This window comes from Aquihabitans sp. G128 (genome assembly GCF_019048865.1).
Taxonomy (GTDB): domain Bacteria; phylum Actinomycetota; class Acidimicrobiia; order Acidimicrobiales; family Iamiaceae; genus Aquihabitans.
Map to the genome: position 1 here is coordinate 556286 of NZ_CP077604.1, position 12702 is coordinate 568987.

Consider the following 12702-nt stretch of genomic DNA (forward strand, 5'->3'; position numbering starts at 1 on the left):
ATCGGGTGGGCCGGAGCCGGTAGCGTCGCGGCAGCGCACAGGGGTCGGGTGGCCCGGTGCGGGAGGCAGGGCGCGCGTTGCAGGTCGGGTTGCTGGGCAGAGCGGTCGTCGTCGGTCCCGACGACCGGCCCGTCGCGCTCACGCGCACGCAGACCCAGGTGGCCCTCGCCCTCTTCGTGCTCGACCGCCACCGGCCGATCCCGCGGGAGGAGCTGGCCCACGTGCTGTGGGGCGACGACCTCTCGCCGCACTGGTCGGGCGCCGCCCGCGGGATCATCGCCAAGGTCCGCCAGGCCTTCGTCGACGCCGGCTTCGACCGCGACGCGGTGGCCACCCACGCCGGCCAGGTCCAGGTGCAGCTCCCGTCCGGGCTCGTGGTCGACGTGGAAACGGCCCGGGTGGCGGTCGACGGAGCCGACCGCGAGCTCCGGGCCGGACGGGCCGAGGCGGCCGTCGGCCTGGTCTCGCCCGCCCTCGTCGAGCTGGGCCGGGGCTTCCTGCCGGGCGTCGACCTGCCGTGGGCCGACGATCGCCGCCACGAGCTCGACGGCCTGGCCCGCCGGGGCCGGCGGACGCTCGTCGAGGGCCTCATGGCCGTCGGTCGGCCCAGCGAGGCCATCCACCCGGTGCGGCAGCTGCTCGAGGCCGATCCCTACGACGAGGCGAACCACCGCCTGCTGGTCGAGGCGCTGCTCGCCGCCGGCGACCGCCGCGGCGCCGAGGAGGCCTACGGCGCGTGCCTCCGGCTGCTCGAGGAGGAGCTGGGCGCCGGGCCGTCGCCCGAGACCGCCGCCCTGGCCGCCCGCCTCGCCTCCGGCACCACCGCTCCGGTCCGTGCGGCCGCGGTCCCCGCCGGTTCGAGCGCAGTGACGTGGTCGGCCGCCCGGCCCCGCACGCCGCTGGGCACGTTCGTGGGCCGGCGGGACGAGGCCGAGCTCTTGCGCCAGGAGGTCGTCCGCTCCGGAGCCGACGGCCTCCGGGTCGTGGTCGTCGAGGGTGAGGCGGGGGTGGGCAAGACCCGCCTGGCCCACGAGGTGGCCGACGCGGTCGAGGCCGCTGGGGTGCGGGTGTTGTGGGGGCGCTGCGGACCCGACACCGGCCTGGCCTACGAGCCCGTGGTGGAGGCGCTGGCGGCCGTGCTGGCCGACGAGGCGGCCGAGGGGACCGACGTCGCCACCGTCCACGCCGACCTGCTGCGCCTGCTGCCCGAGCTCGACGCCCGGCCCGGCGTGGCCGTCGCCGCCCCGGTCGACGCCGACCGCGGTCGCCTGTTCCGCGCCGCGGCCACGGCGCTGGCCGGGGCGACCCGAGCACCCGTGCTGTGGGTCATCGACGACCTGCAGTGGGCCTCGCCCGACACCCTCGCCCTGCTGGGCCACCTCGGCGCCGAGCTGGCCGAGGCACCGCTGACGCTGCTCGCCACGGCTCGCGAGCGCCCCGAGGCGGTGGCGGCCACCTTGGCCCACCTGGCCCGGCAGTCGCCGCTGCGGGTGCTGCCGCTCGGCGGCCTCGCCGTCGACGACGTCGATGCCTGGCTGGCCGCCACACCGGTGGTGGCCACGCAGGGCCTGGCCGCCGAGGTCCAGGAGCGCACCGGCGGCAACCCGCTCTACGTCGGCCACCTCCTTCGGGCGGCCGTCGACGCCGGCGGCAGCCTCGACCCGTCGGTGGTCCCCGAGGAGCTGCAGGCGTTCCTGGACCAGCGGATCGCCGCCCAGCCGGCCGACGCGGTGCTCGCCCTCTCGGCGGTGGCCGTGGCGGGCTCGGTGGTGGGCTTCGACGTGCTGCGGGCCGTGACCGGGCTCGACGACCGTGCCCTGCTGGCTGCGGTCGACCGCTTGGTGGCCACCCGGCTCCTGGCCGAGGACGCCACCGGCGACGGCCTCCGCACCACCCACGCCCTGGTCCGCGACGCCGTGCTGGCCGGGCTGGGCCCCTCCCGGCTGGCGTGGCTGCACCTCCGCGTGGCCGAGGCCCTGGAGGCCGAGCCCGAGCGCACGGGCGGAGCTGCCGACCTGGCCCGGCACTACGCCGCGGCCGGCCGGCCCGGCTCCGCTCGCGCCCGGCGCTGGGCGATCCGAGCCGGTGACGAGGCCCTGGCTCGCGCGGCGTGGGAGACCGCCGACGAGCACGCCGGCCGGGCCTTGGCCGGCGCCGACGACCCCGAGGACCGCATCGCCGGCCTCGTGGTGCGGGCCCGGGCGCAGCGGGGGCTCGGCCACCGCGACGCCACCGATGCTGCGCTCGAGGAGGCCATCTCGCTGGCTCGCGTCCACCGGCGCCCGCGCCGCTTCGCCGAGGCCGTCCTGGCCCTGGTGGGCGGCGCCGGCCGCGGCGTGCCCGAGACGGCGCGCTACCGCTGGACGTCGGTGATCGAGGAGGCCCTCGCCGGCCTGGCGGACGGGGACGGCGACGACGACCTGCGGGTGCCGCTCCTCGGCTCGCTCGCCCTCTCGCTCCTGCTGACCGACCGCGACGACGAGCGGGCGGCGGCGGCCGACGAGGCCCTCGCCCGAGCGCGCGCCGACGGCGACCCGTCGCTCGTGGCCCAGGCCCTGCTCGACCACCGCCGCGCCCGCATCGACCCCCGCCACGCGGAGGCTCGCCTGGCCGACCTGAGCGAGGTGCGCGCCCTGGCCGCGGCGGCCGGGCAGCCCGACCTGGCGATCGCCGCCGCGGTCTACGAGCACGAGGACCGGCTGCTGGTGGGCGACCGGCCCGGGGCCCGAGCCAGCCTGGCCGAGGCCGAGGCCCTCCTCGAGCGGCACCCCGAGCCCTACTGGCGCTGGTGCACGGCCACCTGGCGGGTGGTCGACCTGCTGCTCGACGGCCACCTCGACGCAGCCGAGGAGGCCGCCTTCGCCGCCATCGACCCCGAGGCCGACCACGACGAGGCCATCGCCTGCCTCGGCGTGAACCTGTGCGACCTGCGCCTGTTCCAGGGCCGGGCCGGCGAGGTGGTCGACCTCCTGCGCGCCGCGGTGGCGGCCAACTCCGACATCCCGTGCTACCGGGCGGTGCTGGCCCTGTGCCTGGTGGAGGCGGGCGACCGTGACGGCGCCGCCGTCGAGCTGGACTGGTTCGCCGCCGACGGGTTCCGCACCATCCCGGACGACACCAACCGCCTGCTCGCCTTCGCCGTGCTCGCCGACGTCGCCTGCCAGCTCGGCGCGACCGAGGCCGCGCTGCCGCTGCTCGAGGAGCTGGCGCCCCACGCCGGCCGCCAGGTCGTCCTCAACTGCTTCGGCGGCGGCGGTGCCGTGTGGGGACCGGTGGCCACGCAGCTGGCCGGCCTGGCCGAGCTCCTGGGCGACGGCGAAGCTGCCGCCACCTGGAGCGCCCAGGCCCGCTGCGAAGCCGAGGCCTTCGACGCCCCGCTCGTCCTCGCCCGCTCCTCCGTCTCCCGCTGACCCGGGGTGCCGGGTCAGGAACCGAGGTCGGGCCAGGCCTTGGTGGAGGTGCGGCGCTTGCGCTGGCCGCTGACGGCCCAGGCCCGGCGCCACACGCCGGATTGGGGCGACGACAGCGAGGGGGTCTCGCCGGCCGCGGCGCGGCGGCGGGCCGAGTACCAGTCGGTGGTGGCCTCGTCGGCGAGGGCGGCGACGGCCGCCTCGATCCGGCGGGACAGGGCCGTCGAGCGCTCGCCCTCGTGGGCCACGAGGGGCTTGCCGAACGTGACGACCGTGCGCGATCGCTTGGGCGTGCTCTTGCCCTTGGGCAGGATGCGGCCGGTGCCGGCCAGGTGCACCGGCACCACCGGGATGTCGCACTTGAGGGCGAGGTAGGCGGCGCCGCCTCGGAACGGGTGGCCCCAGCCGTCGGGGGAGCGGCCGCCCTCGGGGAAGATGACCATGCTCCATCCCTGGTCGATCAGCTCGCGGGCCTGGTCGGCCGACGTGCGCGTGACCTTCGAGCGCTCGATCGGGATGGCGTTGAGCACCAGCGCCGACGCGGTGGCCTTCAGTCGGGTGTCGAAGAAGTAGTCGGCGGCGGCGGCGGCGAACACCTGGTGGCGGTACGGCTCGGGCAGGGACGTGATGAGCAGTCCGGCGTCGATGTGGCTGTGGTGGTTGGCCGCGAAGATGACCGGCCCGTCGAGGTCGGCCAGGCGGTCGAGGCCCCGGCGCTCGGGCTGGGCGAGGCCGGCGATGATCGGCCGCACCAGGCCCTCGGTGACGAAGTAGCGGGCGTAGCGGGCCGGCAGCTTGCGCGCCCACCCGGAGTCGTAGTCGGCCCCGAGCTGGCGCTCGTCCGGCAGCGGCTCGACGCTCAGCGGCGTGGTGGGGGCGCGGTAGGGGAACGTGCTCTGCGACACGAGGTCGCGCACCGACGGCACCCGCCCGGCGGCGGCCTGCACCGCGCCCAGCGCCTTCTCGACGCCCTTCTTCTCAACCACGGTGCCGGCTCACTTCACGTCGGCCATGAGGATGGGCGGGTTCTTGAGGTGGGTGATGGTGGGCTGCGGGCCGACCACGTCCTCGGCCATCTCGAAGGCGTCGTTGAGGGTGGAGGCCGACTTGAAGCCGAGGCGGGCGACGGCGCGGTTGTCACCGCCGACGACGATGACCCGGCCGAGGTGCTTCAGGGCGTGGCTGCCCCAGTACCACATGTAGAACGGGTGGACGCCGTGGTAGGCGTAGCTCGTGCGGTAGAGGTGGCGGTACCACTCGTCCTCGGCGAACTGCTTCTCCCACTTGGCCTCGATCTCCTTCGGGTCCTTGGTGTCGGCCAGGACCTGCTCGAAGAAGTCGATGTAGCTGGGGTGGTGCACCGGGTGGAACTCCCACGGGGTGGGATGGGTCATGATCAGCACGCCACCCTCCCGCACCAGCGGCTTGCCGCGGTACATGTTGAAGAAGTAGCCGAGCCCGAGGCACATGACCAGGATCGGGTTCATGATCGAGTTCACGTTGTAGGGGCAGATGTAGGGCAGCCCCATGGTGAGGATGTCGGTCTGGCCCTCCACCGGCACGATGTGCTGGTCGAAGCAGTGCTCCAGGGTCTTCTCGTGGACGGGCTCGATGGCGCCGGCCTGCACGGAGGTGACGCCGTAGGGCGCCCGGTGGCCCTGGAAGATCTTGCGGCGGGTGGGCGAGCTCAGGCGCTTCAGGCCCTGCTGCATGCCGATGAACGAGACCCGGTCCTTGGTGGTCCACTCCCACTCGCGCTTGGCCAGCACGCTCATCGGGCCGTCCTGGCCGAAGGTGTCGTTGTTGATGGTGGTCTCGATCTGGAACACCTTCACGCCGGCATCGGCGATGACCTTGCCCATGCGCCAGTTGCTGTGGTGCAGCTCGGAGTTGTGGCGGTCCATGAACGACTTCGAGTGCTCCATCGTGTGCACGTTGTGGTGGTGCTTGATGGAGCGGTAGCTGGCCAGGCCCGTGGCGGTGCTCTTGTGGCCGCCGTCCATGGAGACGATGTTGATGTTGACGTAGACCAGCAGGTCGCTCTCAGCGGCTCGCTTGTTGATCTCGACCTCCTCGCCGTGCTTGGTGGTGCCCAGGAAGGCGAGGTTGTCGGGGTCCTCGGCGTCGTGGTTGTAGAGGGCGCCCTGGGGGGCGAAGGCGTCGTAGACGCGGTCGCCGACGGCGTGGCGCAGCTCGTCCTCGGTCATGCGGCGGTGCAGCGCCAGGGCGGCGATGAGGTGCACGTCGTCGACCCCGGCGGCGGCGGCCAGGTCGAGCACCTGCTCGATGACCCGTTGGCGGATGTCGGGCCGCTTCATCGGCGGGAGCGGCAGCGACACGTCGTCGAACGCGATCGTGAGCTTCATGCCCGGCGTGAGGAGGTCGGCGAGCGGAGCCATCTCCATGGGGTTGGCCAGGGCGTCGGCGATGGCGCCCTCGACGTCGTCGAGGGCGTCGAGCGGCTCGCCGGGGTAGATGACCCGGCTGCGACCGGCGGGCAGCTTCTCGAGCCGGAACCCTTCGCCGTGGTGGAAGAGGATCGGCGGCGTCGACTTGTCGACGTCGAGCACGAAACCGGGACGGGGCATCAGGTGTGCTCCTCGTTCGAAGCGGTGGGAGAGGGGGTAGGATCGGTGTCGGCGGCGGCGGCGGCCGGTCGGGCCTCGACGTCGGACGGCGTGGTGAAGGCGGTGCGCCACGAGGGGGCGGTGGCGCCGCCCTCGTCGGTCCAGAGGTCGATGGCCGAGACGATGCGGCCCTGCTTGACGGTTGCCCGCTGCGCGCACCAGGTCATCTGGTCGCCCATCGGCACCTCGACCCAGGCGAGGACGTCGTCGCCGTCGGCGCGCACGGCCTGGACCGTGATGTGCCAGCCCTCGGGGTAGGCCCGGTTCATGGCGATGAACGCGTCGCCGCCGACGAAGCGCTCGCGGGTGGCGGGCCACAGCACGACGACGTCGTCGGCGAGCGTCTCGCGGGCCCCGTCCCAGTCGCGGTCCTCCATGCGCTCCCAGAGGGCGCGGACCACGTCGACCGGGGCCTTGAGCTTCTTGCGCTTCTTCTTCTTCGCCTTGGCGACCGGGTGGTCGACGATGCGCCCGGTGTTCGGGTCGATGAAGCTCATCGGCCCGGCTTCCGCAGGTCGAACGCCACCTTGACCGCGCCGCGGGCGCCGGCGGTGGCGGCGTGCTCGATGGCGTCGGTGTAGCGAGAGAGCGGGTACGTGGCGCTGAGCAGCCGCTCGAGGCCGGCGTCGGCCACCAGGGCCAGGGCCCGGTCGAAGTCGGGGCGGGTGTAGGCGTAGCAACCGCGGATGGCGGTCTCGCGGTGCCAGAGGCTGGTCAGGTCGAGCGTGGTGTGGCCGGGCATGCCCACCACGAGCACCTCGCCGCCGGGGGCCACCACCTGGAGGGCCTGGGTGAGGCTGGCCTCGCTGCCGACGCAGTCGACCACCAGGTCCACGCCGTCGGTGAGCTGGCCGCCGTCGAGCACGAACGAGCCGGTGAGCGAGCGCAGCACCCGGCCCAGCTCTCGGGGCGCCACCACCTGGTCGGCGCCCAGGCTGGTGGCCAGCGCCTTCTGGTGCGGGTACTTGCCGGTGGCCACGAGCGTGCCGACCGTGGCCTCGGCCCGCAGCGCGGCGATGGTGAGCAGGCCGAGCGTGCCGGCGCCGATCACGGCCACCGTGGCCTTGGGCCCGGAGGCCGCCACCGTGCGGGCGGCGTGCACGGCGCAGGCCGTGGGCTCCACCATGACGGCCGCCTCGTCCGACAGCGCGTCGGGCACGGCGAGCAGCTGGCTCTCGTGGGCGACCATCGAGGTGGACCAGCCACCGCCGGTGTCCTCGCAGTAGCCGCTCTGCAGGCCGGGCTCGAGGTGGCCGAAGGCGATGCGCCCGCAGTGGTTGGTGCGGCCCGCCTCGCACGCCGGGCACACCGGGTCGATGCCGCGGGTGACGCAGGAGAGCACGGGGATCAGCACGGCTCGGGTGCCGTCCTCGAGCGAGCCGACGACCTCGTGGCCGGGGGTGAACGGGAACGAGACGATGGGCTCGAAGTAGCGGCTGGAGCGCCCGTCGATGGTGGCGAGGTCGGAGCCGCAGATCCCGGCGAGGCGGGGCTGGAGGCGCACCCAGCCCTCGGCGGGCAGCTCGGGCTCGTCGACGTCCTTGAGGCTGAGCGGGCCGACCGGCGCGCCCTTGCCGGCGCCGAGGCGGCCGGCGATGGAGGCGGCGACGTACTTGCCGGCCTTGCGCTCGAAGCGGAGGGCCTTCATCGCGGCGCCGCCTTGGTGACGGCGCGACGCGGCGCCAGCGGGATGGGCGACGGCTTGAAGCCGGGGGCCTTGGACCAGTGCTCCACCAGCCAGCCCCGCTTGCGGGCCAGCGAGGCGAGGCGGGTCTCGGGGTTCACCGCCACCGGGAAGCCGACCACCTCGAGCATGGGGAGGTCGTTGGAGGAGTCGGCGTAGGCGCAGGACTCGGCGAGGTCGATGTCGTGCTTGGCCGCGTAGTCGAAGAGCGCCGAGGCCCGGCTCTCGCCGGTGGGCGGCACCTCGAGCATCTGGCCGTTGTAGCGACCGTCGGGACCGACGTCGAGCTTGGCCGACACGATGTCGTCGAAGAGCGGCCGCAGGGGCTCGACCACGAAGTCGAGCGCACCGGTGATGAGCACCGTGCGGTGGCCCAGCGCCCGGTGCTCGCGAACCCGGCGGATGGCGGCGGGGAAGCTCTTGGTCAGGATGAGCTGCGACAGCATCTCCTGGGAGTCCTCCCGGATCTGCTCCACCGGTGCGCCTTCGTAGCGCCGGTAGAACGACCGCAGGAAGTCGCTGCGGTCGGCCCGGTCCATGCGCAGCAGGGTGGGTGCCTCGCCGATGAGCTTGGCGGCCAGGCGGACCTTGTCGTCCCGATCGAGGCGACGGCTGGCCAGCCAGGCGTAGCTGGTGACCACGTTCGACGCGATGAGCGTGTTCTCGAGGTCGAACGCCGCGAGCTGGCGGTCGGGGGAGAGGACCTGGCGGCGCAGGCGGGTGGAGCGGGGCTCGACCTTGCCCTTGCCCGGCTCGGAGCGCACCCGGGCGTGCTCGACCACCGACGGCAGGTGGATCTGGTGGACGTAGTGGTCCCAGTCGACGATCCGCGGGTCCATGCCGAACTCGGCCTGGTCCTCGGGGCTCAGCGCCTCGTGGGTGGCGAGCAGCCGGTCGACGCCGTAGATGGCCTCGCATGCGGTGTAGGCGCCGTAGAGCTCGACGTAGGTGAGGGCGCGCGACACGGTCTCGCGCTGCTCCTCCAGCTTCGAGGACCACGCCGCCTGCTTGCCGCGCAGGGGCAGGGCGCCGATGAGCTTCTCACCCCGGTCGAGCAGGTCCTTGGCCCGGTTGAGCTGGTTCTCCACCTTGTTGCGGGTGGTGTAGCCCCAGTCGGGCACGGCGATGGGCTGGCCCTCGGCGTCGTAGAGCGGGTGGTCGCCGAACCAGGTCTGCACCAGGTCGACGAGGCGCTCGTACTTCAGTGGGTTGGCCGAGCCCGAGGCCACCTGGGTGATGTCGGGCGAGCCGTCCTCGTTGGCCGGGCCGCGAGCGGCGACGCCGATGATGGCGCCCACCACGAGGTCGACCGGGATGACGTCGACGGTGCCCTCGGGGACGCCGGGGAACTCCGTGAGCAGGCCCTGGGCGTAGGAGATGATGACCGGCTCGGCCATGCGGAAGCCGCGGATCCAGCCCGGCACCGGCTCGGACCACGCCGACTCGATGATGGCCGGGCGCACAATCGACACCGGGACGTCGCCCCGGTTCTCGCCGAGGGCCTTCTCGCCGAGGGCCTTGGTGTAGGCGTAGGCGTCGGGCCAGCCCAGCGAGGCGGCGCGGGTGCGGCCGGCCTCCACCAGCTGGTCCTTCACCCAGGCCTTGCGGCGGTCCTCGCTCTTGGCGGCGAGAAGGGGGGTGCCGGCGCCGCCGAGCTCCTCGCGGGCCTCGACCATGAACGTGGCCAGCCGCTCGGGCTGGCGGCTGGCGGCCTCGGCGTCGGCTCGCACGCGGCGGGCGCTGTCGACCTCGCGGGACCAGTCGATGTCGATCCAGAACGGGCTCTGGTCCACCGGGATCTCGGGGGCGTCGCCCCGCCGGTTGCCGGCCACGTAGCAGGTGCTCACCGCCACCAGGTGGGGCGTGACGTCGAGGTCCTGGAGGGTGCGGGCGATGCGGGTGGGCCCGAGCAGGTTCACCTCGACGGCGAGGTCGATGGGGGAGTCGAAGCTCACGGTGGCGGCCGAGTGGATGACGATGTCGCAGCTGCCGAGCAGGTCGCGGCCCTCGTCGGTGAGGCCGAGCCCGTCGGTGCCGACGTCGCCCTCGATGACGTGCACGCGTCGGGCCACCAGCTCGTCGAACGCCGCCTTGCCGCCCAGCTCGCCGCGCAGGCGGTCGAAGCAGTTGTTCTTGAAGATCTCCCGCTGGGCCCGCTGAGCCACCGACCGCATCCGGCCGGCGCGGATGAGCAGCACCAGCTCGCAGTCGGGCACGGAACGGAGGAGGCGTTCCACCAGGGCGGTGCCGAGGAACCCGGTCGAGCCGGTGACGGCGATCCGCTTCCCGGCGAGGTCGTCGGCGATCACGTACGGTTGTCTACCAGATGGTAGAGAGCGGCGCCGGTGGTGCCGGCGCCACCACCCGAACGGGGTCCGGAGGAGACGTGGCCGCAGCGCTGAGCGACAAGCCGAGCACCCGGGCCCGCATCCTCGACGCCGCGCTCGGCGCCTTCGCCGACCGCGGCGTCGATGCCACCTCGCTCGACTCGCTGGCCGTCGAGATCGGCATCCGCAAGCAGACGATCCTCTACTGGTTCCCCTCGAAGGAGCAGCTCCTGCTCGGCGTGGTCGACCACGCGGTGGGCGAGCTCGGCTCCCGCCTCTCCGAAGCCGCGGTCGCCGCCCGCCCGGCCCGGGGTCGCCGCTCGGCGTCGGGCCCCACGCTGGAGGACCGGTTGGTCGCCGTGGTCGACGCCACCTTCCGCCTGGGCACCACCCACCCCGAGCTGCTGGCCGTCGTCCGCGAGGTCACCCGCGTCGGCCCGCCGGCCTCCACCCACCTCGCCGCCGCCGTCGAGCCCCTCGTCGACGCGGCCGCCGCCGCCCTCGACCCCGGCTCCGACCGCGAGCACCTCCGCCGCGTCCTCCTCGCCGCCGGCGCCCGCGTCGTCGGCATCGCCACCGAAGCCGAGGTCCGCGCCGACCTCGGCCTCGCCCCCGACCTCACCTGGCTCCGCGCCCGCCGCCGCGCCCTCATCGACTCCCTCACCACCCTCGTCGCCTGAGGCCCGAGCCTTGCTCGCTCGAGCCGCTCGAGCTCCGCTTGCTCGGGCAGTGTGCGCCTGAGCCGGGGCTGCGGGGGCGCGGTGGGGCGGACGGACCTTCGGGGTGTGGGCGTTGTCCGACTCGTCGCTGCGAGGAGGGGTGCCTTGGACCAGGACCGTCGTTCTGGTCTCGGTCGAGAAGGGCGCGACGGGGGCTGGGTCGGGCGGTTCGTCGTCTGTGTCCGCTTCTGCGGCGGGTCACGGCGAAGGCTCGTGCGCAAACCGGTGCTCATCGCGGTTTTGCGCACGAGCCTGGCGCCCGGCGCCCACTTGAATCGGCCGTTTCGGACAGCAGCCCCAAGGCATGTGCGCGTGACGCTTCTGAGCGCGGTCACGTGCACGCACCTTGCGCCGCCCCCGGCAGCGGCTGGTCGAAGCGGACCTTCCACCCCGCCGCAGCGAGGACCCGAGCCCGGCGACCAGCGCAGCGCCGGCTCCGCCGTCGTCGCGCCCTTCGAACCCGTGAGCAACGACCCGGTCCCGGTCCCATCGAGGACGTGAGCCACCACCCGCCCAGGCCCCCCGGCGGCGGAGGCTGGTGCCTGTGCACACAAGATGTGCACGAGTGCACACACCTGCGTCGCCCCCGGGCAGCGGCCGCCTGAAGTGGACCATCCACCCCGCCGCAGCGAGCGACCGGAGCACGGCGACCAGCGCAGCGCCGGCTCCGCCGTCGTCGCGCCCTTCGAACCCGTGAGCAACGACGCGGTCCCGGTCCTACCGGAGTCGTGAGCCACGCCCCGCTCAGGCAGGCCGGGAGCAGCCCGGAGCAGCCCAGCAGCGCAGCGGCCCCCAGGGCGAGGGGGTCAGCGCTGGCGGCGGTGGGGGGCGCGGTGGGCGTGGCGCTCGGCGGCGAGGCGGACGAGCTCGTCGATGAGCTGGGCGTAGGGGAGGCCGCTGGCCGCCCACAGCGAGGGGAACATCGAGTACGGGGTGAAGCCGGGCATGGTGTTGATCTCGTTGAAGAGCAGCCCGCGTCCGCCGGGGCCCTCTTCGTAGAAGAAGTCGACGCGGGCGAGGCCGTCGCAGCGCAGCGCGGTGAACGCCTGCAGCGCGAGCTCACGGGCCTGCTCGGCCACCGCGGGCGGGAGGTCGGCGGGCACGACCATCTCGGCGGCGCCCTCGAGGTACTTGTCCTCGTAGTCGTAGAACTCGTGCGTGGGCACGATCTCGCCCGGCACCGAGGCCCGGGGCACGGCGTTGCCGAGCACGCCCACCTCGATCTCGCGGGCGCTCACCGCCTCCTCGACCACGGCCCACTCGTCGAACGCGTGGGCGCCGGCCAGCGCGGCGAGGAGCCCGGCGGCATCGTCGGCGCGAGACACGCCCACCGAGGAGCCCATGTTCGCCGGCTTCACGAACACCGGCCACCCCAGCTCGACGCCGACCCGCTCGACGAACGCCTCGTCGACCGGCGCGTCGCGCACGGCCAGGTGCTTCACGATCGGCAGTCCCGCCGCGGCCGCCACCACCTTCGACATGACCTTGTCCATGTTCGCCGCCGAGCCCAGGACGCCGCTGCCGACGTAGGCCACGCCGGCCAGCTCGAGCAGGCCCTGCACGGCGCCGTCCTCGCCGCGGGCCGTGGAGGATGGGGAGGACGACGACCTGCTGGCCCGGCCGCACCGGGGCCACCGAGGCCTGGGGCTCGAGCGCGGTGCCGCTGGCGTCGAGGGCGTCGGGCAGGGCGTGGCGGCCCTCGGCGAGGGCGGCGATGGTGGCATCGGAGCGCAGCCAGCGGCCCTCCGGGGTGATGGCGATGGGCTCGATCTCGTACCGGGAACCGTCGATGGCGGCGATCACGTGGGCCGCCGACACCCGGGACACGTCGTGCTCGGCCGACTGGCCGCCGTAGAGGACGACGAGCCGGACGGGCTCCACGGGCTCGGAGGTCGGGGTCTCGGGCATGGCCGGGGATCCTACGAGGCGGCCGCG

7 protein-coding genes and 1 pseudogene are annotated in these 12702 nt (G+C 74.1%); 2 read left to right on the forward strand and 6 right to left on the reverse strand.

Annotation, left to right across the window (positions count from 1 at the left end; translation table 11 throughout):
- The first annotated feature begins 89 nt into the window (after positions 1–89).
- On the forward strand, positions 90–3410 hold the full coding sequence (locus tag KSP35_RS02545) for an AAA family ATPase (protein WP_216998675.1): 3321 nt from the start codon (positions 90–92) through the stop codon (positions 3408–3410).
- Positions 3411–3424: 14 nt separating this feature from the next.
- Here the strand turns inward: KSP35_RS02545 and KSP35_RS25180 are convergent, their stop codons facing one another.
- The 5 genes from KSP35_RS25180 to KSP35_RS02570 are packed head-to-tail and all read right to left on the reverse strand — an operon-like array spanning position 3425 to position 10030.
- Positions 3425–4396, reverse strand: a complete 972-nt coding sequence (locus KSP35_RS25180; protein ID WP_216998676.1) for a lysophospholipid acyltransferase family protein — start codon at positions 4394–4396, stop codon at positions 3425–3427.
- Between the two features lie 9 nt (positions 4397–4405).
- Positions 4406–5998, reverse strand: coding sequence for a lactate racemase domain-containing protein (locus KSP35_RS02555; protein WP_216998677.1), 1593 nt, complete (start codon positions 5996–5998; stop codon positions 4406–4408).
- Positions 5998–6534, reverse strand: a complete 537-nt coding sequence (locus tag KSP35_RS02560; RefSeq protein WP_216998678.1) for a nuclear transport factor 2 family protein — start codon at positions 6532–6534, stop codon at positions 5998–6000. The genes KSP35_RS02555 and KSP35_RS02560 overlap by 1 nt, the downstream gene beginning before the upstream one ends.
- Complete coding sequence (locus KSP35_RS02565) at positions 6531–7685, reverse strand: zinc-binding dehydrogenase (protein WP_216998679.1); 1155 nt, start codon at positions 7683–7685, stop codon at positions 6531–6533. The genes KSP35_RS02560 and KSP35_RS02565 overlap by 4 nt, the downstream gene beginning before the upstream one ends.
- Positions 7682–10030: an HAD-IB family hydrolase gene (locus KSP35_RS02570; RefSeq protein WP_216998680.1), complete on the reverse strand. Its 2349-nt coding sequence runs from the start codon at positions 10028–10030 to the stop codon at positions 7682–7684. Before KSP35_RS02570 ends, KSP35_RS02565 begins: the two co-directional genes overlap by 4 nt.
- Before the next feature lie 77 nt (positions 10031–10107).
- On the opposite strand from KSP35_RS02570, the gene KSP35_RS02575 reads away from it, so the two are divergent.
- Positions 10108–10728: a TetR/AcrR family transcriptional regulator gene (locus KSP35_RS02575; RefSeq protein WP_216998681.1), complete on the forward strand. Its 621-nt coding sequence runs from the start codon at positions 10108–10110 to the stop codon at positions 10726–10728.
- An 845-nt stretch (positions 10729–11573) separates the two neighbouring features.
- On the opposite strand, the pseudogene KSP35_RS02580 reads toward KSP35_RS02575, so the two are convergent.
- Positions 11574–12675, reverse strand: a pseudogene (locus KSP35_RS02580) (D-alanine--D-alanine ligase family protein).
- Positions 12676–12702 lie beyond the last annotated feature (27 nt).